Origin of the sequence: Haloferax marisrubri, from assembly GCF_001469875.2 — an archaeon.
Lineage (GTDB): Archaea > Halobacteriota > Halobacteria > Halobacteriales > Haloferacaceae > Haloferax > Haloferax marisrubri.
Window position 1 is genome coordinate 111,291 of record NZ_LOPW02000005.1, and the last position, 22,063, is coordinate 133,353.

27 protein-coding genes and 3 tRNA genes are annotated in these 22,063 nt (G+C 65.4%); 21 read left to right on the forward strand and 9 right to left on the reverse strand.

The annotated features are described in order from the left end of the window. Window positions 1-29 precede the first annotated feature (29 nt). Window positions 30-221, reverse strand: coding sequence for a hypothetical protein (locus AUR65_RS04980; RefSeq protein ID WP_058568989.1), 192 nt, complete (start codon window positions 219-221; stop codon window positions 30-32). Between the two features lie 121 nt (window positions 222-342). Further along, on the reverse strand, window positions 343-1,656 hold the full coding sequence (locus tag AUR65_RS04985) for an ABC transporter substrate-binding protein (protein WP_058568990.1): 1,314 nt from the start codon (window positions 1,654-1,656) through the stop codon (window positions 343-345). 186 nt (window positions 1,657-1,842) lie between these two features. On the opposite strand from AUR65_RS04985, the gene udk reads away from it, so the two are divergent. Further along, window positions 1,843-2,538, forward strand: coding sequence for a uridine kinase (gene udk / locus AUR65_RS04990; protein WP_058568991.1), 696 nt, complete (start codon window positions 1,843-1,845; stop codon window positions 2,536-2,538). Between the two features lie 36 nt (window positions 2,539-2,574). On the opposite strand, the gene AUR65_RS04995 is transcribed toward udk, so the two are convergent. Continuing rightward, complete coding sequence (locus AUR65_RS04995; RefSeq protein WP_058568992.1) at window positions 2,575-2,895, reverse strand: DUF5785 family protein; 321 nt, start codon at window positions 2,893-2,895, stop codon at window positions 2,575-2,577. A gap of 151 nt (window positions 2,896-3,046) precedes the next feature. Between AUR65_RS04995 and AUR65_RS05000 the strand changes: the two genes are divergently transcribed. After that, entirely contained in the window at window positions 3,047-3,778 is a 732-nt protein-coding gene (locus AUR65_RS05000) for a GNAT family N-acetyltransferase (RefSeq protein ID WP_058568993.1), read from the forward strand. A 200-nt stretch (window positions 3,779-3,978) separates the two neighbouring features. Here the strand turns inward: AUR65_RS05000 and AUR65_RS05005 are convergent. From AUR65_RS05005 to AUR65_RS05025, 5 genes are all read right to left on the reverse strand, one after another. Next, window positions 3,979-4,062 (reverse strand) — tRNA-Ser (locus AUR65_RS05005). A gap of 46 nt (window positions 4,063-4,108) precedes the next feature. Further along, window positions 4,109-4,864 (reverse strand): hypothetical protein, encoded by a 756-nt coding sequence (locus tag AUR65_RS05010; protein ID WP_058568994.1) that lies wholly within the window; start codon window positions 4,862-4,864, stop codon window positions 4,109-4,111. 82 nt (window positions 4,865-4,946) lie between these two features. Next, on the reverse strand, window positions 4,947-5,582 hold the full coding sequence (locus AUR65_RS05015; protein WP_058568995.1) for a uracil-DNA glycosylase: 636 nt from the start codon (window positions 5,580-5,582) through the stop codon (window positions 4,947-4,949). A 295-nt stretch (window positions 5,583-5,877) separates the two neighbouring features. Next, the gene (locus tag AUR65_RS05020) at window positions 5,878-6,177 is read right to left on the reverse strand and encodes a hypothetical protein (protein ID WP_058568996.1); all 300 of its coding nucleotides are present in this window, start codon (window positions 6,175-6,177) and stop codon (window positions 5,878-5,880) included. Then, window positions 6,174-7,214, reverse strand: coding sequence for an Mrp/NBP35 family ATP-binding protein (locus AUR65_RS05025; RefSeq protein WP_058568997.1), 1,041 nt, complete (start codon window positions 7,212-7,214; stop codon window positions 6,174-6,176). The genes AUR65_RS05020 and AUR65_RS05025 overlap by 4 nt, the downstream gene beginning before the upstream one ends. 257 nt (window positions 7,215-7,471) lie before the next feature. On the opposite strand from AUR65_RS05025, the gene moaA reads away from it, so the two are divergent. From moaA to AUR65_RS05055, 6 genes are all read left to right on the forward strand, one after another. Continuing rightward, window positions 7,472-8,434: a GTP 3',8-cyclase MoaA gene (gene moaA / locus AUR65_RS05030; protein WP_058568998.1), complete on the forward strand. Its 963-nt coding sequence runs from the start codon at window positions 7,472-7,474 to the stop codon at window positions 8,432-8,434. A 54-nt stretch (window positions 8,435-8,488) separates the two neighbouring features. Continuing rightward, window positions 8,489-9,460, forward strand: a complete 972-nt coding sequence (locus AUR65_RS05035; RefSeq protein WP_058568999.1) for a universal stress protein — start codon at window positions 8,489-8,491, stop codon at window positions 9,458-9,460. A gap of 180 nt (window positions 9,461-9,640) precedes the next feature. Then, window positions 9,641-11,266 carry a COG1361 S-layer family protein gene (locus AUR65_RS05040; RefSeq protein WP_058569000.1) on the forward strand — a complete coding sequence of 542 codons (1,626 nt, stop codon included), beginning with the start codon at window positions 9,641-9,643 and terminating at the stop codon, window positions 11,264-11,266. 21 nt (window positions 11,267-11,287) lie between these two features. Beyond that, window positions 11,288-13,765: an efflux RND transporter permease subunit gene (locus tag AUR65_RS05045; protein WP_058569001.1), complete on the forward strand. Its 2,478-nt coding sequence runs from the start codon at window positions 11,288-11,290 to the stop codon at window positions 13,763-13,765. Window positions 13,766-14,056: 291 nt separating this feature from the next. Continuing rightward, on the forward strand, window positions 14,057-14,521 hold the full coding sequence (locus tag AUR65_RS05050; RefSeq protein WP_058569002.1) for a zinc ribbon domain-containing protein: 465 nt from the start codon (window positions 14,057-14,059) through the stop codon (window positions 14,519-14,521). Window positions 14,522-14,541: 20 nt separating this feature from the next. Then, window positions 14,542-15,267: a TetR/AcrR family transcriptional regulator gene (locus tag AUR65_RS05055; RefSeq protein WP_058569003.1), complete on the forward strand. Its 726-nt coding sequence runs from the start codon at window positions 14,542-14,544 to the stop codon at window positions 15,265-15,267. A 33-nt stretch (window positions 15,268-15,300) separates the two neighbouring features. Here the strand turns inward: AUR65_RS05055 and AUR65_RS05060 are convergent, their stop codons facing one another. Then, the gene (locus AUR65_RS05060) at window positions 15,301-15,651 is read right to left on the reverse strand and encodes a thioredoxin family protein (RefSeq protein ID WP_058569004.1); all 351 of its coding nucleotides are present in this window, start codon (window positions 15,649-15,651) and stop codon (window positions 15,301-15,303) included. Window positions 15,652-15,855: 204 nt separating this feature from the next. Between AUR65_RS05060 and AUR65_RS05065 the strand changes: the two genes are divergently transcribed. The 13 genes from AUR65_RS05065 (at window position 15,856) to rpsB (ending at window position 21,961) form a co-directional block, all read left to right on the forward strand. After that, window positions 15,856-15,940 (forward strand) — tRNA-Ser (locus tag AUR65_RS05065). A gap of 23 nt (window positions 15,941-15,963) precedes the next feature. Then, entirely contained in the window at window positions 15,964-16,467 is a 504-nt protein-coding gene (locus AUR65_RS05070; protein WP_004969358.1) for a 30S ribosomal protein S13, read from the forward strand. Beyond that, window positions 16,464-16,991: a 30S ribosomal protein S4 gene (locus tag AUR65_RS05075; protein ID WP_004043028.1), complete on the forward strand. Its 528-nt coding sequence runs from the start codon at window positions 16,464-16,466 to the stop codon at window positions 16,989-16,991. The genes AUR65_RS05070 and AUR65_RS05075 overlap by 4 nt, the downstream gene beginning before the upstream one ends. Continuing rightward, the gene (locus AUR65_RS05080) at window positions 16,988-17,380 is read left to right on the forward strand and encodes a 30S ribosomal protein S11 (RefSeq protein ID WP_004043027.1); all 393 of its coding nucleotides are present in this window, start codon (window positions 16,988-16,990) and stop codon (window positions 17,378-17,380) included. The genes AUR65_RS05075 and AUR65_RS05080 overlap by 4 nt, the downstream gene beginning before the upstream one ends. 6 nt (window positions 17,381-17,386) lie before the next feature. Beyond that, window positions 17,387-18,166 carry a DNA-directed RNA polymerase subunit D gene (locus AUR65_RS05085; RefSeq protein WP_058569005.1) on the forward strand — a complete coding sequence of 260 codons (780 nt, stop codon included), beginning with the start codon at window positions 17,387-17,389 and terminating at the stop codon, window positions 18,164-18,166. Window positions 18,167-18,310: 144 nt separating this feature from the next. Beyond that, window positions 18,311-18,395: transfer RNA gene (locus tag AUR65_RS05090), tRNA-Leu, on the forward strand. Between the two features lie 26 nt (window positions 18,396-18,421). Further along, window positions 18,422-18,772, forward strand: a complete 351-nt coding sequence (locus AUR65_RS05095; protein ID WP_004043025.1) for a 50S ribosomal protein L18e — start codon at window positions 18,422-18,424, stop codon at window positions 18,770-18,772. After that, window positions 18,769-19,206 carry a 50S ribosomal protein L13 gene (locus AUR65_RS05100; protein WP_004061328.1) on the forward strand — a complete coding sequence of 146 codons (438 nt, stop codon included), beginning with the start codon at window positions 18,769-18,771 and terminating at the stop codon, window positions 19,204-19,206. The genes AUR65_RS05095 and AUR65_RS05100 overlap by 4 nt, the downstream gene beginning before the upstream one ends. Next, window positions 19,200-19,598: a 30S ribosomal protein S9 gene (locus AUR65_RS05105; RefSeq protein WP_004969360.1), complete on the forward strand. Its 399-nt coding sequence runs from the start codon at window positions 19,200-19,202 to the stop codon at window positions 19,596-19,598. Before AUR65_RS05100 ends, AUR65_RS05105 begins: the two co-directional genes overlap by 7 nt. A 12-nt stretch (window positions 19,599-19,610) precedes the next feature. Continuing rightward, window positions 19,611-19,805: a DNA-directed RNA polymerase subunit N gene (locus AUR65_RS05110; protein ID WP_004043022.1), complete on the forward strand. Its 195-nt coding sequence runs from the start codon at window positions 19,611-19,613 to the stop codon at window positions 19,803-19,805. Beyond that, window positions 19,802-19,978, forward strand: coding sequence for a DNA-directed RNA polymerase subunit K (locus AUR65_RS05115; protein ID WP_008094957.1), 177 nt, complete (start codon window positions 19,802-19,804; stop codon window positions 19,976-19,978). The genes AUR65_RS05110 and AUR65_RS05115 overlap by 4 nt, the downstream gene beginning before the upstream one ends. Before the next feature lie 4 nt (window positions 19,979-19,982). Beyond that, on the forward strand, window positions 19,983-21,182 hold the full coding sequence (eno, locus tag AUR65_RS05120) for a phosphopyruvate hydratase (RefSeq protein WP_004974537.1): 1,200 nt from the start codon (window positions 19,983-19,985) through the stop codon (window positions 21,180-21,182). Continuing rightward, window positions 21,179-21,961: a 30S ribosomal protein S2 gene (gene rpsB / locus AUR65_RS05125; protein ID WP_004974538.1), complete on the forward strand. Its 783-nt coding sequence runs from the start codon at window positions 21,179-21,181 to the stop codon at window positions 21,959-21,961. Before eno ends, rpsB begins: the two co-directional genes overlap by 4 nt. The last annotated feature ends 102 nt before the right edge of the window (window positions 21,962-22,063 follow it).

A 22,063-nucleotide genomic window follows, 5' to 3' on the forward strand; every position in this document is an offset into this window, starting at 1 on the left:
CCCGACGGTCCACGCTATTTTTTCGGCGCTCACTCGCAGACGGACTCGAACGACTCGACCGAGAGACTGCCGTCTCTACTGTCGCCGACGCCGTCGTCGCTGCCATCGTCGTCGTCATCATCGTCACCGTCTGAACCGCCGCCGAGCGTCGCCGTCGCGTTCGCGTTCCAGCAGTCGCACGCCGCGTAGGAGGCCTTCGAGAGGAGGCCGCGGCGCTTCATCGACGCATAGCTGTCAGCGGTCGTATGAGTGACTTGTGTCGGTCAAGTTGTGTGCGACTCGCGGAGCGCGGCCGCTCGCGTCGTCGGCGACGAAGAAAAAATCGGGTCTGTCGGGTCGGTCTTAGCTGTCCGGGCCGGAGAGCGCCGTCTCGATGACGGAGGAGTACGACGACTCGCCGATGTTGAACGCGACCTGGTTGTACACCTCGCCCTCGAACGAGTCGCTGAACACGTTCGAGAAGCGCTCCGAGAGCTGCTGGCCGTAGTCGTTGTTGACGTACAGCGTCGAGACCGAACTGACTTCGAGGCGCTCGGCCATGACCTGCGCCATGACGCGGCCCTGCAGGAAGTCGGACGGTGCAGTCCGGAAGATGAAGTCGTTGTCTTCGAGGTTCGAGACGGACAGCGCCGTCGAGGACGGCGAACAGCCGACGATTTCGTTCGGGATGAACGCCTGCTGCGAGACGGGGACGTTCACGCCGGACGACGCGGACCCACAGACCGAGGGAACGCCCGCGGAGACGAGCGACTGCGCGGCGGAGACACCGGCGTCCGGGGACGTTTGGGTGTCTTCGATTTGCGCGTTGACGGAGAGTCCGGCCGGGTTGGCGTCGTTGACCTGCATGACCGGAATCTGACCGGCCTGAATCATCGGCGCACCGACGGCCGCGAGGTCACCGGTCTCGGGCAGGAGGATACCGACCGACATCTCGCGGTCGGAACCGCCCGGGCCGCTGTCCGCGGACGGGCCGTTCCCGTCGGGGTTCTCACCGGCGAACGACTGCGTCTCGACGCTCGACGTGGCGTTGTTCTCGGCATCGAACTCCCAGATGGCGTACGCGGCTTCCGCCGGGTCGCCGTTCTCGTCGAAGTTGACGGACGAGGACGCGCCCTGATAGTTGATGTCTTCGCCGTTCGCGGCCGCCTCGACGCCCTCGACGAGGTTGTCGGGGCCGACGGTCATCCCCTCGGGGTTCGCCATCCGGCGCATCTGGTCTTTGATGGCCGGGCCGGAGTTCTCGCCGGCGGCGGCGTTCGCGAGCAGCTGAATCGCGACCGAGTCGTACGTCTGCGACGTGAAGACGCCGGGTGCTGCGCCGTACTCGTCTTGGAACAGCTGATTGAACGTGTCTTGGTTCGGACCGCCCGCCGCGGGTGCCGTCCCGGTCACGTTCGCCATGTCGTTGCCGACCTGCCCGGGCATCGAGCCGGAGCGCATCCCGTCGGGCACGAGTATCTCCTCGCTCCCGTCGGACGCGCTGTAGTAGTCACGGAACAGTTGAATACCGCTTTCGGGGTAGCCGATAACGACGAGCCCCTCGGGGCCACCGCCACCGCCGCCGCCACCGATGCATCCGGATAAGCCAGTCAAGCCTGCCGCGCCCGCGGCTCCCACTCCCTTGAGGAAGTCGCGGCGTACGATATCACGTACCATGTGAAAGGCAATGGCAACTCCCACTTATAAAATTTACTCCCCGCGTTTGAAAAGCCATGATAATTGCGACCGACGGCGGTGCGAGAATCGGCTGTGTGAGAACGTCAGACAACGTTCTTTATATACGCTCGCGTCGGAGCCGGTGAATCGCTGCGTTCAAACCCGTTCGCGGGCGTCTTTGGGACAATGACTATCCCGTCGTTCGTCATCGGTATCGCGGGGGGGAGCGGTGCCGGGAAAACCACCGTGGCCCGACTCATCACGGAGAACGTCGGCGAGTCCGTGACACGGATTCCGATTGACAACTACTACAAAGACCAGAGTCACTTGGAGATGGCCGAACGCGAGCAGTTGAACTACGACCATCCCTCGGCGTTCGAGTGGGACCTCCTGTACGAACAGCTCTCGGAGTTACTGGAGGGGAGAGCGGTCGAAATGCCGCAGTACGACTTCGAGATTCACAACCGAAAGCCCGAGCGGGAGACCGTCGAACCGACCGACGTCATCATCCTCGAAGGAATTCTCGCGCTCTACGACGAGGACGTAAACGAGATGCTCGACCTCCGACTCTACGTGGAGACCGACGCCGACGTTCGCATCCTCCGGCGCATCCAGCGCGACGCCATCGACCGCGGACGCGACCTTCAGGGCGTCATCGACCAGTACCTCTCGACGGTCAAGCCGATGCACGAGCAGTTCATCGAGCCGACGAAGAAACACGCGGACCTCATCATCCCAGAGGGAGCCAACAGCGTCGCCGTCACGCTCCTCGAAGAGAAAGTCCAAGCCGAAGTCGAAGGCGACGAGACGCGCACTTGGGAGCGCGACGCTATCGAGCGGGAAGTCCAAGAGCGGACCTCGTTTCAGGGGTCCGGCAACTGAGTCGGCGTCGCGGGCCGAAAATCGGAGCCTCGAAGCTTACGCCTTCTTGCCGGTGACGAACTGCTCTGCGCCCTCGTAGAACCAGAAGCCGTTCTCGCGCATCGCCTTGCCGACTGCCTTGTGCAGTTCGACGAAGTCGCCGAACTCCTCGCCTTCGACGTGTTCGAAGATGTCCGAAAGCGAGACGACGCGATCGTAGTCGAGTCGGATGGGGTGGTCGCCGAACTCATCGACGAACTCCGCTTTGTTCAGCGGGAAGTCCTCGTCTTCGTCGACCTTCTTCGCGATGACCGCCTGGCCGTACTTGCGTCCGCCTTCGCTCCCCTCTTCGCCGTCCGGGTCGTGTGGCCAATCCATACCCGAACGTTGGCAGGCCGATTCAAAGCCGTTACGCATTTGTGGGGATTTGTCACGCGGAACGTCGCGGTCGGGTCGCCGTCGCAACTCCGTGTAGTTTGGTACCGATGAACAAGAAATATACGCGTGGCACGCCATCGTTCTTGGAGTCATGCGAGCGACCGAGCGCCCGACGTTCGAATCCGAGGCCAGCAAGCTGATTTACGAGTACGTCGAGCGGCACGGCACCGCCAAGCGAAACGTCCTCCTCGACGTCGCGCCCGTGTCGTCCGACGAGTTCCGAACCGAACTGGACCGACTGAAATCCCGCGGCTATCTGGAAGAGGACGGCGGCACGCTCCAGTTGGCGCTCGACGTGGGAGCCATCGAGGAACACGAGACCGACGCGGGAATCGTCACTATCCGACCCGCCCGCCAGCGCGACTTCGAGGGGCTCATCGACGCGATTCGAGACGTGACGTCCGAGGAGACGTACGTCGTCGCCGAGACCATCGCCGAGCAACTCCTCTACGACGAGGCGGTCACGCGGCACAACCGGGTGGAGTCTCGGGTGTTCTTCGTCGCCACTATCGGCGAGGAGGTCGTCGGCTGGACGCACCTCGACCTCCCGCAGGTGTCGCGCATCCGCGAGACCGCCCAGCAGACCGTCGGCGTCAAGGAGGACTACCGCGGGTCGGGCATCGGGAGTCTCCTGCTTCGCCGCGGCCTCGACTGGGCCGAAGCCAACGGCTTCCGGAAAGTGTACAACAGCGTTCCGATGACGAACGACCGCGCGCTGGAGTTCCTTGGCGACCACGACTGGGAGACAGAAGCGATTCGCAGGGACCACTACACCATCGGCGACGAACACGTCGACGAAGTGATGATGGCGTACCGGTTCTGACCGGGTCGAGGGCTGCGGGTCGCTTTTTGTGGGGTCGTCGGTGTCGCTTGGAGCGGACGCGGTGGGACTGGGATTTGAACCCCACTCGCTCCGCTCACGTCGTTCGCTCCGCTCCCCGCTTCAAATCCCAGTCCGTCTCCACGTCACACGTTCACCGGAGACGCGCAGCTAAACCTGCGCGTCTCGGTTCTCTGAGAATGCGGTGGGACTGGGATTTGAACCCAGGATTCCGTGAGGAAACCTGCTTTCAAGGCAGGCGCGTTAGGCCACTCCGCCATCCCACCTTCGCACGACAGTTTTGAGTCGGATACCTAAGTGTTGTCGCTTCGCTCAGTCGCGGACGAGTTCCAACACGCCGTCGGTCGATTCGACCCGAAGCCCCTTCTCGAAGACGAACGTCGTCGTGTGCTCGGGGACGAGGCGCTCGGATTCGACCCGCGAGCGGAGCATCGGCACGACCGTGGCGAGGTCCGCGCCGGTTTCGAGGACGGGGAGCATCGGGATGTAGTCGAGGCCGTGGCCCGCGTCGTCGGCGCGCTCGGCGAGCGTCTCGACTTCCGGCTCCGCGTAGGCGTCGGTGAAGTCGATGGGGTCGAGGAAGCCCGAGAAGTAGACGCGCCCTTCCGTCGAAGGACCGAGGACGACCGGCGTGCTCCGGAGTTTCATCGCCGCGCTGTCGATGTGGGTACGCCCGAGAAGCGGCGCGACCGGGCGGACGACGGCGACCGAGTGGACCTCCTCCTCGTTGAGGAGATGCGAGACGGTGTTGCCCGCGCGGGCGGAGAACGACGACCCGACCTGCGGTTCGAACCGCGCGTCGTCGGTGCCGCCGAGGGCGTCGGCGACGACGCTCCGAACCTCGGCTTCCGAGTCGTGGTCCCCGGCGAACTCGTCGGGGATGTCGTCCTCGGTGCGGTAGTTGACGAGGAGGTCGCCGCCCGACCGCTCGACGGCGATACAGACGTCTTTGAGCATCGCGGCGTAGAGCTCCGCGGCTTCGGACTCGGAGAGCAGACTCGTCTCCGCGAGTTCCGAAAGCACCAGTCCCGGCCGCGGCGGTTCGGCGAGTACGGCGATGACCGTCATACCCTCCCCTCGCGCCGGGGCGCCCTTGAACCCGCCGCTTGCGGGACGCGCCCCCGGACGCGGCGGGGGCCGTCCGTCCGTCTCAGCGACTCTGCCGCCCTTTCGTCTGCCGGTAGTCCCGGCCGAACACCGACTCGCGGACGTGTTCGACGAACGCCTCGGCGTCGGCGTCGGTCAGGCGCTCCGGCTCCTTTATCGGGACGAGTTCGAAGCCGCGGCCGCGGATGGTCGTCGCGTGCTCCGCGTCGATGTCGAAACTGTCGGCCGCGCGCGTGGTGTAATCGAACGCGAGCGCCTCCAGCGCGGCCTGTCCGACGGGGACGATGATGTGCGGATTTATCATCCGAATCTCCGCGTTCAGGTAGGGCTCGCAGGTCGCGACTTCGTTATCGGTCGGCCCGCGGTCGGGGTGCCGACAGCGCGTGAGGTACGTGAAAAAGACGTTCTGCACGTCCGGTTCGTCGGCGTCAGGCTCGGACCGGACGAACCCGAGGTCGCCGAGGATGCGCTGGACGCGCTGGCCGGCCTCGTCGCCGGTGAAGGGGACGCCCGTCCGCTCCGCGGCCGCGGTCGGTGCCTCGCCGACGAACAGGAACTCCGCGCCCACGTCGCCGTAGCCGTGGACGACCTGCTCGCGCGTCTCGCAGAGCGCCGAGCAGTTCGTGCAGTCGGTGTCCATCGAGAAGGGGTTCCGGAACTGGCGTTGGTGTGCGTCCACACCCTCGAATTCGGCTCCGGGACCAAAACCCGCCCGGTCCGGGCAGATAGTCCATCCGCCCCGCCTCTGTACCTTCCATTTATCCCTCGCTGACGGGGCTCGGCCGAGACGCCGGCGGTGCGTGGTGAAAGTGAACACGCGGCGAACAGGCGGAGACGTGAGTGAAGACGGCGCTGTCGCGTGAATCACGGAATCGTGAAAAGCGGAAGTGAACCGACTGGCGTCGGTCGCGGATTGGTTGCGGGTCGGTTGCGAGGCGGGGGAGAGGCGCGAAGCGGGCGGTCGGGAAGTCAGTTCAGCGGTCGATGCCGCCCTGTGCCTTGATGTCCATGATGTGGCGGACGTTCAGGTAAATCTCCTCGGGCGAGGTGTCGCCGTCGGGGTCGTAGAGGTCGCTGACGCGGTAGAGGATGGCCGACACCTGTCGGCTCTCGGAGGACTCGCCGTAGATGTCGTCGGCGATTTCGCGGAGGAACGCGACGCGCTCGGGGTCCGCGGGGAAGTCGGCGTCCGAGTCCGGGGCCATCTCCCAGTCGACCTCCTCGGAGTCCGCGTCGGCGTCGGGCTCTTCCTCGAGTCGTCCGTCGTCGCTCATCGCTCGCTGACGGTCCGCCGCTGGACGATGCCGACCATGTCGGCGATGTTCTCGGTCATCACGCGGAACGCGTCGGCCGTCTCGTCGTCGTCTTCGAGGACGATGGGCTTGCCGCCGTCGCCGCCCTCGCGGACGGCCGGGTCGAGCGGGAGCGCCCCGAGGAACGGCAGGTCGTTCGACGCGGCGAACTCGCGGCCGCCGCCCGCGCCGAAGATGTCGTGGCGGTTCCCGCAGTCGGGACACCGGAACGTGCTCATGTTCTCGACGATGCCGAGGACGTTCGTGTCGTGCTTGCCGAACATCCGAAGCCCCTTGTTGGCGTCGTCGAGGGCGACGTTCTGCGGGGTCGTGACGATGACCGCGCCCGTGAGGGGAAGCGTCTGGAGGATGGACAGCTGGGTGTCGCCCGTGCCCGGCGGCAGGTCGAGGACGAGGTAGTCGAGACTGCCCCACTCCACGTCCTCGACGAGCTGGGTGAGAAGCTGGTGGACCATCGGACCGCGCCAGATGACGGGGTCGTCGTCGCCGACGAGGAAGGCCATCGACATGAGCTTCATCCCGTACTTCTCCGGCGGGACGATGGTCTGGTCTTGGGTCGCCTGCGGCGCTTCCTCGGCGGCGACCATCCGCGGGACGTTCGGGCCGTAGATGTCGGCGTCGAACAGGCCGACGCGTGCGCCGAGCTTCGAGAGGCCCGCCGCGAGGTTCACGGCGACCGTCGACTTCCCGACGCCGCCCTTCCCGGAGGCGACGGCGATGATGTTCTTCACGCCGGGGAGGACCTCCTCGTCGGGGTCGCGGTCGTTCGGAATCTTGGCGGTGAGGTCGGCCTCCAGTCCGTCCTCGGCGAGGACCTCGCGGATTCGACGGCCGATGTCCGTCTCCGCCGGGGAGTACGGGGCACCGAGCGCGAGCGAGATGCGGGCGGTGTCGCCGTCCACCTCGACGGCGTTCACCAGTCCGAGCGAGACGATATCGTCTCCGAGGTCAGGGTCCTCGACCGCACGCAAGCGGTCGCGTACGTCGGCTTCGTCCATGTCCGTCACTCCGGCGGTGCGGCCGATAAGAGTTTTGTAAGGTCACGTCGCGTAGTGATGGGCGTGATTGACGACCCGCGCCATCGAGAGTCGCACCGGGCTCTGACCGACTACGGGGCGTCGTCAACTCGTGTGGCCGGGGCGTCGCTGACCTGACCACTACCGAGTTCTGGGTGCGGCGACCGTAACGGAATATAGTTACCCCGTCCCGGTCATCGACAGCGAATTTATCAACGTACACTCCCAGGATTCGGTATATGGTGCTGGTGGACGACTTTGGCCGCGAGGTAACCGGCGTTCGAATCTCTCTGACTGACCGGTGTAACTTCGACTGCGTCTACTGCCACAACGAAGGGTTGGGCGACACGCGCGGGCCGATGGACCCCTCGGACGAGGAGATGAGCGCCGACGACGTGGTCCGGTTTCTCGAAGTCGTCGAGGAGTACGGCGTCGAGAAGGTGAAGTTCACCGGCGGAGAGCCGATGCTCCGCTCGGACCTCGAAGAGATTATCCGCCGGACGCCCGACTCGATGGAGACGTCGCTCACCACGAACGGGACGTTCCTCGGCGACCGCGCCGAGGACCTCGTCGCGGCCGGGCTCGACCGCGTGAACGTCTCGCAGGACGCCCTCGACCCCGAGGCGTTCGCCCAAATCACGAAGTCCGGCGCGTACGACAAGGTGATGGAAGGCGTCAAGGCCGCGGTCGACGCCGGTCTCACGCCCGTGAAGCTCAACATGGTCGTGTTCACGAAGACCGCGGGCCACGTCGAGGAGATGGTCGAGTACGTCGCCGAAAACGAGGGGCTACAGCTCCAACTCATCCAGTACATGCCCGAACTGACAGGTCGCCCGGAGTGGAACATCGACATCGAGCGCGTCCACCGGTGGCTGGCCGACCTCGCCGACGAGGTGGAGGTCCGTGACATGCACCACCGCCGCCGCTACTACGTCGGCAAGGGAATGGTCGAAATCGTCGACCCCGTGGAGAACCCGGAGTTCTGCGCCAACTGCCATCGCGTGCGCGTAACACACCAAGGCTACCTCAAGGGCTGTCTCAACCGCAACGACGACCTGCGCCCGATGGGCGAGATGAGCCGCGCGGATATCCGTGAGACGTTCGAGGCGGTCGTCGCCAACCGCGTGCCGTACTACGGCGAGTACCTCGTCCGCGACGGCGACGACGGCTGGACCATCAACGAAGAGTACATCGGCGCCTGAGCGCCGGTCGCCCCGACGCGCGAGCTTTTCTCCTCCGGGGACCTCTCGGGGCGCATGACTGTCACCGTCGAGCGAGTGGTCCTCGCGACGGACGGGAGCGCATCCGCGGCGACCGCCGCGGCCCACGCGGTGTTTCTCGCCCGCGTCCTCGACGTGCCGCTCCACGTCGTCTCCGCGACCGGCACGCCGCCGGCTCCCGCAACCGAGACCGCCGCGCCGTCCGCGAGCGCCGCCTTCGAAGCCGAGGAAGCGGTCGGCGCGGTCACCCGGCGGGCGCTCCTCGCGGGCGTCCGTTTGACCTCGGAAGTCGCCGGCGGCCCGGCCGCGACCGTCGTGGAGCGCGCCGTCGGCGACGGCGACCTGCTCGTTCTCGGCCGGCGCGGACGGACCGACTCGGGTCGGTTCCTCGTCGGGTCGGTCGCGGAGCGGATTCTCGACGACCCACCGGCCCCGACGCTCGTTGTTCCGGCCGGCCTCTCGCAACCGACGTACCGGCGTATCGCGCTCCTCGCCAGCGACGCGCCGTCGTCGGAGCCGACCGCAACGCTCGCCCGCCGCATCGCCGCGGCGACTCGCGGGACGCTCGAACCGCTCGCGGTCGTCGACGAGCGCGACGCCGCAATCGCGTCGCCGGAGACGCGCCGGGCACTCGAACGGGAGGCGAGAACCCGCGTGAAGGACGTCGTCGCCGCGGCCGCCAGAGACGCCGTCGAGTCCGGCGGAACCGTCCGCACCGGCGTCCCCACGGCCGAACTACTGGCGCACGTCGAACGGACGGGAGCTGACGCGGTCGTCCTCGGCGTCGGCGGGAACGGCAGGAGTGGCAGGAGCGGTGGGGACGGTGGGAGTGACGGGAGCGATGAAAACGGAGAGAGCGGCGACGCACCCCGCCCCTCGGAACATCGCGCCACCGAGGTCGTCGCCAACCGAACCGTCCGTCACGCGGCAGTTCCAACGCTCGTCGTCCCGACTCCGGACGATGCCGGGAACGACGCCGACAACGGCGGGCCGTACGAGCACCGTTGAAACGCTGAAACAGTTTTTAGAAGTTCCATTCAATTTATACGTCCCCACTACTCAGGGTATCGTGTTGATTGTACGTTCAGTCAGCCCCCCGGCGTGGACGTACGATCGCGTTCGTCTCTCCCCCCATCCCCACCGACGGACGCGACCCAACACCCGAACCCCACCACCCCTCTACACTCCATGAAACTCTCACGTGCACTTGCGGTCTTGCTGGTCGTCTTGGTCGCCGTACCGAGCCCAGCGATGGCCGGCATCGTCGGTGAACCGAACCTTCAGGCGTATGCGCCGAGCAACAAACTCGTTCCCGGACAGGAGTCTTCTCTGAACGTCGTCGTGACTAACTACGGCGGCGACAGCGAGTACCGGAAGTTCGCCTCCTCCGAGAGCTCCGGCACGCTGAGCGACCAACAGCGCTCGGCGCTCGAAGCGCAGGTCAAATCGACGCGAAACGTCAGGCTCACACTCGAATCCGGCGACGCGCCGGTCGAGGTTAACACCGCGACGCTCCCGGTCGGCGACATCCCGCACGCGACCCAGCGGGACGCGACGTTCTCCGTCTCCGTCAAGGAGAACGCCACGCCGGGCACCTACGAGATGACGCTCGTCGCGAAGTACGAACACGACTCGTCCGTCCGCGACGACGGTGACGTGCAGAACGAAGAGGAAAAGACCGAAGAGATTCCGGTGACCGTCGTCGTCGAGCAGGCCCCGCGCTTCGAGGTCGTCTCGGTGAACACGACCGCGCAGGTCGGCGGGAGCGGGACCACCACCGTCACGATGCGTAACATCGGGACGCTCCCCGCGTTCGATTCGTCCGTCACCGCGACCTCGCAGAACCCCTCGGTGACGTTCGGTCAGTCCGCCTCCGCGACCCGGTACGCCGGCTCGTGGGGCATCAACGAGACGCGCCAGCTCGAATACGAGACGAGCGTCGCCTCCTCCGCCGCCGTCCAGCAGTACGCCCTCTCGCTCGGGGTGAGCTACGAGGACGAAGACGGCGTCGCCAAGCAGTCGAAGAACCTCGCGACCGGCGTGACGCCGGTGGCCGAACAGGAGTTCTCCATCGACGCCGAGCAGTCGACGCTCCGCGTCGGCCGCGAGACGACCGTCAGCGGGACGCTCACGAACGACGGCCCGCAGACGGCCCGCGACGCGGTGCTCACCATCTCCTCGCAGTCGCCGAACACGAACATCAAAGAGACCGAGTACGCGCTCGGCACCCTCGGCGTCGGGGAGTCCTCCGACTTCTCGTTCTCGGTCGAGGTGACCGACTCCGCGGACGCCGGCCAGCGGCAACTGAGCTACACCGTCGAGTACCGCAACGCCGAGGGCGACACTCAGCAGTCGAAGGAACTCGTGATGAACGCCGAGGTGCAACCCAAGCAGAACCTCTTCGGCGTGACCGCGAAGAACGGGAGCATCGAGGCGGGCGGCTCTCACACCGTCACCCTCGTCGTGACCAACAACGGCGATGAGACCTACCGCAACATCGACGCGAAGGCCTTCGCCGACAGCCCGCTGACGCTGGACGACGACACCGCGTTCATCCAGGAACTCGAACCCGGCGAGTCGACCGAGATTCCCCTCGAACTGAGCGTCGGGTCCTCGGCTAACCCGAAGGCCTACTCGTTCGACATCGACTTCCAGTACGAAAACGAGGACGGCGAGCGCAAACTCTCCGACTCGTACCCCGTCGCCGTCGAAGTCACCGAATCGACGGGTGGCGGCGGCCTCTCGATGCCCCTCGTCGGCGGCCTCATCGTCGTCGGACTGGGCGTCGTCGGCTTCCTCTGGTACCGCCGCTAACCGCCCCACTTTCCCCCCACAATGATTGACTACGAAGTGTACGTCGACCGCCTCGGCGGGTTCATCGTCGAGAACCCCGGCAGAGTCGTGGCGCTGTTCTTCGTGCTGACGCTCGTCTTCGGGGCCGGACTCGGAAACATCTCGACCGACTCCGGCACCTCGCAGTTCACCGAAGACTCGCCCGCACAGGAAGCGCTCGACGACGTCAACCGGGAGTTCTCACCCGCGTTCGAGACGAGTACGGGGAGCACCCAACTCATCCAGCGGGACGACAACGTCCTCTCGAAACCGGCGATGCTCGACATGTTGCGGCTCCAAGAGCGCGCCTTGAGCCGGCCCGACCTCCGGGCGACATCCGCGTCGAGCGTCGCGTCCACGGTCGCCCAAACGCTGGACCCGTCGGCGACGACCCTCGACGAACAGATAGACGCGCTCGAATCGGCCTCGCCGAGCGAGGTCCGCGCGGCGGCCAAGCAGGCGACTGCGAACCCGCAGGTCTCGTCGCTCCTGAGCGACGACTTCAACCGCCAGTCCGTCAAGGCCTCCGCGACCATCGGCGTCGTCAGCCACGAGGTCCCCGGCCTCTCGTCGAGCGCCGGCACCTCCGGAACCAGCCCGATGACGGACATCCAAGAGGAGATTCAGACGATGACCTCCGTCTCGGACAGCGACATCCGCGTGTTCGGGAGCGGCATCATCTCCGGCGAGTTGGGTAACGTCATCGCCGACTCGCTGCTGCTCGTGGTGCCGGCGGCGGTGCTCCTCATCTTCGGGTTCCTCGTCGTCGCCTACCGCGACCCCATCGACCTGCTCCTCGGCGTCGTCTCGCTCGTCATCGCCGTCATCTGGACGTTCGGGTTCATGGGCCTCGCGGGCATCGCGTTCAGCCAGATGCTCATCGCGGTGCCGCCGCTGTTGCTCGCGGTCGGTATCGACTTCGGGCTCCACGCGGTGAACCGCTACCGCGAGGAGCGCGTCAAAGACCTCGCGCCGGTCCCCTCGATGCGGACCACCATCAAACAGCTCTCGGTCGCGTTCTTCATCGTCACCGGCACGACCGTCCTCGGGTTCCTCGCGAACGCCACGAGCGACCTCGCGCCCATCCGCGACTTCGGTCTCGTCGCGGCGGTCGGCATCATCTTCACGTTCCTCGTCTTCGGGGTGTTCCTCCCCGCGGCGAAGCTCTACGCCGACGAACTCCGCGAGCAGTACAACGTGCCCGAGTTCGCCTCCGAGCCCCTCGGAAGCGAGGGCGGCATGCTCGCGCGGGTCCTGTCCGGCGGCGTCATCATCGGCCGGAAAGCCCCCCGCGCGTTCCTCGTGGTCATCCTGCTCACGACGGTCGTCGCGGGCGCGTACGGGACCGGCGTCGACACGACGTTCTCCCAGGAGGACTTCCTCCCGCCGGAGGACCAACCCGCCTACCTCCAACAACTTCCCGAGCCGTTCAAACCCGGCGTCTACACCGTCACGAAGGACCTGAACTACCTCGAAGACAACTTCGAGAGCACGCAGGGTGACAGCGTGACCATATACGTCGAGGGACAGTTACGACAGGACTCGTCCCTCGAGATGATTTACCGCAACGGCGAGGACCCGCCGGAGTCGTTCGTGACGGACGACCGCCGCGCGGAGGCGACCAGCATCGTCACGGTCATCCGGAACTACGCGGAACAGGACCCCGAGTTCGCCGCGCTCGTCGCCCGGAACGACGCCAACGGTAACGGCGTCCCCGACGACAACCTCGAGACGGTATACGACGAACTCCTCAGTTCGCCGGTATCGGACCAGGCGTCGTCGTACATCACGGAGGACTACCGGCAGACGCGCATCGTCTACACCGTCGAGGGCGACGCCACGCAGGACGAAATCGTCGCCGACGGGAACGTCGTCGCCGAGCGCCTCCGCATGGACTCCACGGCGACCGGGAGCACCGTCGTCTTCAAGGGAGTCTCCGACACGATTCTACTGTCGGCCATCGAGAGCCTCGCCGTCGCGCTCGCCGCGACTGCGCTGTTCCTGGTGTTGATCTACCAACTGCTCGAAGGGCAGTGGACGCTCGGCGTGGTGAACCTCGTGCCCATCGTCGTCTCCATCGCGCTCCTCGCCGGGACGATGCGCTACCTCGGCATCCCGCTGAACGCGTTGACGGCGACGATTCTCTCCATCGCTATCGGGCTGGGTATCGACTACTCCGCCCACGTTGTCCACCGGTTCGCCGACGAGTACAACACCGAAGGCCACGACCTCGACGAGGCGCTTCGGCTGACCGTCGGCGGGACCGGGGGCGCGCTCACCGGGAGCATGCTCACCACGACCACGGGCCTCGGCGTCCTCGCTATCGCCATCACGCCCGTCCTCGGACAGTTCGGGGTCGTGACCGCGCTGAGTATCTTCTACTCGTACCTCACCGCGCTCCTCGTCACGCCCTCGGCTATCGTCCTCTGGGAGCGACTGACCCAGCAGGATACCGCCGCCGCGGCACCCACGTCCCCCTGACGTATCGACTCCAAAGCCCCCACACCGAATCGATTCCACGATTCCACCGACGAATCGCAGTCCCGGTCTCCCTGACGCGCCGACCTCCCGAATGCAGTTTGCCCCTGCCCCGGCCCCTACGCCCGCATCGCTCGCAAACCAGCCCACACGGTCGAACCGAACGACGAACGAGCCCACACGAACCGACTCCCAACTGGCCCGGACGGTTGACGCATCGCACACGACCCGACGCCACACCCACGACACACCACGAACGGAACTCTCATGAGCGAGAATCAATCGAGTCCACGTATGTCCGCACTCACGAAGGTCCGCCCCTGGCTCGCCGCGATACTCGGGCTGGCGATCACCGGACTCGGCCACCTGTACCTGCGGCGCTGGCGACGGGCCGCGATGTGGGTGCTTGTCACCCTCGCGGTGGCCACGCTGTTCGTACCCTCGGGGGCGTTCGAGGCCCTGAACGCCGCCGAAACGATGCCTCCCTCGGAGTTCGCGTCGGTCCTCACAGAGCTGTTGCCCGTCCTCGCGGTGAGTTTCGTGAGCGTCCTCGACGCCTTCTTCCTCGGTCTGCGGCAGGCCGCCGAGGCGCAGGCGAAGGCCGCTCGCGACGCCGCCGAAGCCGACGACGCGGTGCTGACCGATTCCGACGCCGAGTCGGACGAAGTCACGTGCCCCGAATGCGGCCGCGAGGTCGACGCCGACCTCGACTTCTGCCATTGGTGTACCACCCGCCTCGACGAACCGACTGACCGCTGAGAATCCCAACGAGACACATCATGGACGACGACCGAATCGACACCGGCCGAAGCGAGACCGAGCAGGCGATTATGGACGCCACGCTCCGAGCCCTCGCGAAACACGGCTACGCCGACCTCTCGATAAAGAACATCGGCACGGAGTTCGAAAAGAGCACCTCGCTTCTGTACTACCACTACGAGAACAAAGACGAACTCCTGCTCGCGTTCCTCGACTACATCATCGACCTGTTCGTCGAGACCATCGACCCGGACGCCGACGACCCCGACGCGGAGCTTCGGGAGTTCGTCGAGTACGTCCTCCCGCCGGAGGGCGACCTCACGTCTTGCGAGACGGTTCCCGCCGGAGTTCCGTCGCCGATTCCCGACGACAGCGGCGTGGACCCGTTCCAGCGAGCGATCTTCGAACTCCGCACGCAGACCATCCACGACGAGGAGTTCCGCAAGAAGTTCACACGCGTGGAGTCGCACATGGTCGACACCGTCACGACGCTCATCAAGCGGGAGATGGAGGCGGGTCACTACCGGGAGATGAACGCGGAGATGATGGCCGAGAACCTGATGGCCTTCCTCTTTCGCAGCCTCGACGTCCGCGTCACCGGGACGCGACTGGAGTCGGCCTACGCGATGCGCGACTCCGTGTACTTCCTCCTCGACAACGTGATGCCGAAGGAGGGTAACCCGACGGAGGCCGCCGCGGCCGACACCGACCTCGACCACGCGGACGACTCCGACAACGACGCATAACGCTCGCCGTCCGCGTACCGGCCCGAACTGGTTTTATCGCTCTTCGTTCTCGACGAAGTCCACGACCGCCTGTGCCCCTTGGAAGCCGTCGGCGAGGCGGTCGACGAGTTCGCCGTCCTCGAACAGGAGGAGCGTCGGGACGCTCCGAATCGTGTACCGCTCTGCGACCGACATGTCCGTCTGGGGGTTTATCATCGCGACGACCACGTCGGTGGCTTTCGCGACGTTGCCCAGCACCGGCTCGATGCTCTGACACAGCGTACAGCCCTTGGTGTAGATGTCGAGGAGGACCCGGTCGTGTTCGGCCACGAGGGCGTCGAGTTCCTCGGCGGTGTCGATTCGCACGGGCTTCGTCGGTGCGGTCGCGGACTCTGTCGAACTCATTGACGGGAATACGTAACCGGTGTTCTTATGATTTCGGTGAGGTGGTGTACCACACCACATCGCCGGCGAGCGGCGGTGTCTCGGGCTGTCACGCGAGGTCCCTTTCGTGATGTTTAAGTAATGCCCCCGTCTCGTAACGGATGCAATCGATGTAGGGGAATGTCGTCCCCGAGTCCGGAAGGGCGAAACTAACACGACCGAAGTGTTGCGGTAGCCAAGCCTGGCCCAAGGCGCTGGGTTGCTAACTCAGTGGCGTCAAGCCCCCGGGGTTCGAATCCCCGCCGCAACGCTCACAACACGACTTCCAAAGTCATGAGTGCAGAAGAACCACAGGACGGCTCTCCGGAGGAGGAAGAGGACCTCCGTTACTTCATCCGAATTGGTCAGACCGACCTTGACGGAACGAAGACGGTAGAGCGCAGTCTGACGGACATGAAGGGTATCGGCAAGCGCACAGCGCGCATCATCGCCGACGCCGCGGAAGTGAACCGAACGGCGCTGTTCGGTAAGCTCCCCGAAGACGAGATCGACTCCGTTGTCGATGTCGTCGAGAACTTCGAGGACCACGCCCCCGAGTGGATGGCAAACCGACGGAAGGACTTCTTCTCCGGTGAGACCGACCACATCACGGGTTCGGACCTCGAAGAAAAGCGGCGGCATGATATCAACCGCATGAAGATGATCAGCTCCTACAAGGGCGTTCGACACCAGCGCGGCCAGAAGGTTCGCGGCCAGCGGACGAAGTCCACTGGACGTACCGAAGGCACCATCGGTGTCAACGTCGAGGAGATCAAGGAGGCGCAGGCTGAAGAATGACGACGGGTAACAACACCAAGTTCTACGAGACCCCGAACCACCCGTTCCAGGGCGAGCGTATCGCGCAGGAATCGGACCTCCTCTCTCGGTACGGTCTCAAGAACAAGGAAGAACTCTGGCGCGCGCAGTCCGAACTGCGCAACCTCCGCCGCGAGGCGCGACGCCTCCTCGGCGAGGCCCAGGGTGACGTCGAAGAAGCCGAGTCGCTCGGTGCCGAGTTCATGGCGCGCATGCGCCGCTACGGCATCCTCTCTGCGGAGGACGACATCTCCCAGACGCTGCGTCTCGACGTGACCGACATCCTCGAGCGTCGGTTCCAGACGGTCGCCTACCGCAAGGGGCTCGCACAGACGCCCCAGCAGGCCCGTCAGTTCATCGTCCACGGTCACGTGACCGTCGACGGTGCTCGGACGACCGTCCCCTCCCGCAAGGTCGAGGTCGACGAAGAGGACACCGTGGCGTTCGACGAGACGTCGAAGCTCGCGGATGAACTGCACCCTGAGCGCGCGGAGGCCCAAGAATGAGCGAATCCGAAACCGGTGACAAGTGGGGCATCGCCCACGTTCACGCATCGTTCAACAACACGCTCATCACGGTGACTGACATCACGGGCGCCGAGACGATCGTCAAGTCGTCCGGTGGTTCCGTCGTCAAGCAGAACCGTGACGAGGCATCTCCGTACGCGGCCATGCAGATGGCAGAGAGCGTCGCCGACCAGATCAAGGCGGCCGGTATCGCCGGTCTGCACGTCCGCGTTCGCGGTCCCGGTGGCAACGGTAACAAGAGCCCCGGACCCGGCGCACAGGCAACGATTCGCGCCCTCGCTCGCGCCGGTCTCGAGATCGGTCGCATCGAGGACGTGACGCCGATTCCGCACGACGGAACTCGCGCGCCGAAAAACAGCCGACTCTAACACACCATGGTAAACGACTTCCAGGTCGAGTTCATCGAACGCGAAGACCGACGCGCCCGTTTCGTCGCGCGCGGTCTGACCCCGGCGCTAGCCAACGGCATTCGCCGGGCGATGGTCGCCGACGTGCCGACGTTCTCCATCGACACCGTTCGGTTCGTGGAGAACACCTCGGTCATGTTCGACGAGATGATCGGGCTTCGTCTCGGTCTGGTTCCGTTGACCACGCCTCTCGACGACTTCGAACCCGGTGACACCGTCACCGTCGCGCTCGAAGTCGACGGGCCGGCAACCGCGTACTCCGGGGACATCGAATCCGCGGACGACATGGTCGTCCCGGCGGACGAGAACATCCCCATCATCGAGCTGAAGGAGGGCCAGCGCCTCGAGTTCGAGGCCGACGCCGTCCTCGGTTACGGAAAGGACCACGCCAAGAACCAAGGCGGGGTCGCCGTCGGCTACCGACACCTCCAGCGCGTGGAGGTCGTCGGCGACGCCGGCGAGTTCGATGAACAGGAGCCGAACATCCTCCGCGGCGTCATCGAAGAGGCCGCGGCGGAGCACGCCGAGGGGGACGCCGAAGACGGCGACCTCGTCGCGACAGAAACGTTCGGCAACGACCTGACGGAGCGGTACCCCGGTAAAGAGGTCGAAGTACACGACGTGCCCGAAGCGTTCGTCTTCAGTGTGGAGACGGACGGTTCGTTCGACGTCGACGAACTCGTGACCCGCGCTGTCGCCTCCTTGGGTGACCGCGCGGCCGAGCTCGAAGAGAAGGTCGCACTGTAAGAATGAATACTGCCCCGTCTCAACACCGACGTTCGCCCGCCCCACGAGGGGTCACAGCCACCGATAGCGTGGCGTGTGACTCCCTCACGGCGGCGGGCCGGACCGAAGGTGTTTTTACGGGGCATGAAGTACAGCGGAATGCTTGCAGGGATAGCCAAGTCTGGCCAACGGCGCAGCGTTCAGGGCGCTGTCTCATAGGAGTCCGCAGGTTCAAATCCTGCTCCCTGCACTCCGCTTTCTCTCTGGAGGTAGACAATGAGTAAGACGAACCCGAGACTCAACAGTCTCATCGCCGAGCTGAAGGCGGTCTCGCGTGAGTCCGGTGCCAACGTCTGGCAGGATGTCGCGGACCGTCTCGAAAAGCCACGGCGCACCCACGCGGAAGTCAACCTTGGTCGTATCGAACGATACGCTCAGGAAGACGAGACCGTCGTCGTGCCCGGCAAGGTGCTGGGTAGCGGTGTGCTGCAGAAGAACGTCACAGTCGCGGCCGTGGACTTCTCGTCCACCGCTCGAAAGAAGATCGAGCAGGTCGGCGACACCGTGACGCTAGAACAACTCGCTGAACAGAACCCCGACGGGTCCAACGTACGGGTGATCCGATGAGCCTCGCAGAATTCGACGCAGACGTCGTCGTCGACGCTCGAAACTGCATCGTCGGCCGCGTCGCCTCGGAGGTCGCACAGCGCGCCCTCGCAGGGGAGACGGTCGCCGTCGTCAACGCGGAAGACGCCGTCATCACGGGCTCGGAAGAGGACGTGATGGCCAAGTACAGAAAGCGCGTCGAAGTCGGTTCGGACCAGGGTCCGTACTACCCGAAGCGTCCCGACCGCATCTTCAAGCGTGCCATCCGCGGCATGCTTCCGTACAAGAAGCCCCGCGGCCGCGAGGCGCTCTCGAACGTCCGCGTCTACGTCGGCAATCCGTACGACGAAGACGGCGAGATGCTCGAAGACACCTCGCTGGACCGCCTTTCGAACATCAAGTTCATCTCGCTCGGAGAGGTCTCCGAGAAGCTGGGTGCTAACGTCACATGGTAACGAACACGTCCGGTAAGAAGAAGACCGCAATCGCCCGCGCCACCGTGCGCGAGGGCGAGGGTCGAGTCCGAATCAACTCCCAGCCGGTCGAGCTGGTCGAGCCGGAGATGGCCCGCCTCAAGATGCTGGAACCGTTCCGCATCGCAGGCGAGGACCTCCGCTCGCAGGTCGACATCGACGTGCGCGTCAACGGCGGCGGCGTGGCCGGTCAGGCCGACGCAGTCCGCACCGCGCTCGCTCGTGGGCTGGTGCAGCACCTGAACGACGCGGAGCTTCGCGACGCGTACATGGAGTTCGACCGCTCGCTTCTGGTCAACGACGTTCGCCAGTCCGAACCCAAGAAGTGGGGCGGACCGGGCGCACGCGCTCGTTACCAGAAGTCCTACCGCTGAGGTGATCTAACCATGATGATTCCCGTCCGGTGTTTCACCTGCGGCACAGTGATCGGCGAACACTGGGACGAGTTCAAAGCCCGTGCTCGCGAGGGCGACGAGGACCCCGCTGAAGTCCTCGACGACCTCGGAGTCACGCGTGCCTGCTGCCGGCGGATGATGGTGTCGCACAAGGACCTCGTGGACGTCGTATCTCCCTACCAATGATTCAACGGTACAACCGATACGAGAAGGCACGAATCCTCGGCGCGCGAGCGCTGCAGGTCTCCTACGGTGCACCCGTTCTCGTCGATTCGGAACAGACAGAACCGATATTAATCGCCGCTGAGGAGTACGACGCAGGTGTACTTCCGTTCACCGTCAAACGAGAGGGTAAGTGACAACATGACTCGAATCACATCCGTAGCGCTGCGCCGCGTACTCGACTCCCGTGGAAACCCGACGGTCGAAGCCGACGTGCTCACCGAATCCGGTGGGTTCGGTCGCGCTGCGGCCCCGAGCGGGGCATCCACCGGCGAGTACGAGGCGATCGAACTGCCGCCGACCGAAGCCATCGCCGCCGCGCGGCGACACGCCGTTCCCCGACTCGTGGACGAGGTCCACGCGGGCAACCAGCGTGAGGTCGACGCGACGCTTCGCGCCGCCGACGGCTCCGAGAACTTCTCGGAAATCGGCGCGAACAGCGCGGTCGCCATCTCGATGGCGGCCGCCAAGGCCGGTGCCGACGTGCTCGGTGCACCCCTGTACCAGCATCTCGGCGGCGCGTTCCGCGGCGACAACTTCCCGACGCCGCTCGGGAACGTCATCGGTGGCGGTGAACACGCGAAGGAAGCGACGAACATCCAGGAGTTCCTCGCCGCGCCCGTCGGCGCGCCGAGCGTCTCCGAAGCCGTCTTCGCCAACGCGAAGGTCCACGCCCGCGCGTCCGAGATTCTCGACGAGCGCGGCGTGCCCGCCGCGAAGGGCGACGAGGGTGCGTGGGCACCGCCGGTATCCGACGCCGACGCGTTCGAGATCATGTCCGAAGCGGTCTCCGACGTCGAGGACGAACTCGGCTTCGAGATTCGCTTCGGCCTCGACATCGCGGCCTCGGAGATGTTCGAAGACGGCGTCTACCACTACGGTGACGAGACGAAGACGACCGACGAGCAGATCGACTACGTCGCCGAGATGGTCGACGAGTACGACCTCGTCTACGTCGAAGACCCCCTCGACGAGAACGACTACGAGGGCTTCGCGGAACTCACAGAGCGCGTGGGCGACCGCACGCTCATCTGCGGTGACGACCTGTTCGTCACCAACGTCGACCGTCTGCAGGACGGCATCGACGTGGGCGCCGCGAACTCCATCCTCATCAAGCCGAACCAGATCGGGACGCTGACCGACGCGTTCGACGCCGTCGAACTGGCCTCCCGAAACGGGATGGACGCCGTCATCTCTCACCGCTCCGGTGAGACGGAAGACGCGACCATCGCACACCTCGCCGTCGCAACCGACGCGCCGTTCATCAAGACTGGCACGGTGCAGGGCGAGCGAACCGCCAAACTGAACGAACTCATCCGCATCGCGGACGACGCAGTATGAGCGACAACGAAAACGACGCGGTGGAGGTCGCCGACGAGGAACCCGAGACGGAGACCGAAGCGGTCGCCGAGACGGAACCCGCCGAGGCCGCCACCGAAGACGAGACAGCAGAGACCGCTGAGGCGGCCGACGAAGCCGCCGAAGCCGAAGAAGCAGAGCCGGAACCGGCCTTCGACGAGGACGTTATGCCCGACGAAGACGCCGACCTGCTCATCCCGGTCGAGGACTACCTGGCCGCCGGTGTCCACATCGGTACCCAGCAGAAGACCAAGGACATGGTCCGGTTCATCCACCGTGTCCGCGACGACGGGCTCTACGTGCTCGACGTCAGCCAGACTGACTCGCGAATCCGCACCGCCGCGGACTTCCTCGCGAACTACAGTCCGGAGCAGATTCTGGTCACGTCCTCGCGCCAGTACGGTCGCTTCCCGGCCGAGAAGTTCGCCGACGCCGTCGGCGCTCGCGCCCGCACGGGCCGCTTCATCCCGGGAACCCTGACGAACCCGGACTACGCCGGCTACATCGAACCCGACGTGGTCGTCGTCACCGACCCGATTGGTGACGCGCAGGCCGTCAAGGAGGCCATCACGGTCGGCATCCCGGTCATCGCGATGTGCGACTCCAACAACCAGACGTCGAACGTCGACCTCGTCGTCCCGACGAACAACAAGGGTCGACGCGCGCTGTCGGTCGTCTACTGGCTCCTCGCCAACGAGACGCTCGACCGCCGCGGCTCCGACACCGTCTACGCCCTCGAAGACTTCGAGGCCGAACTGTAGTCCGGGACGACCTTTCGATTCGACTTTTCTGACACCCGCCCGGTGAGCGGCGGCGCTTTCGTTCGGTTCGGTGCAGTCACGACGCCGCCGACCGCGCGTCGG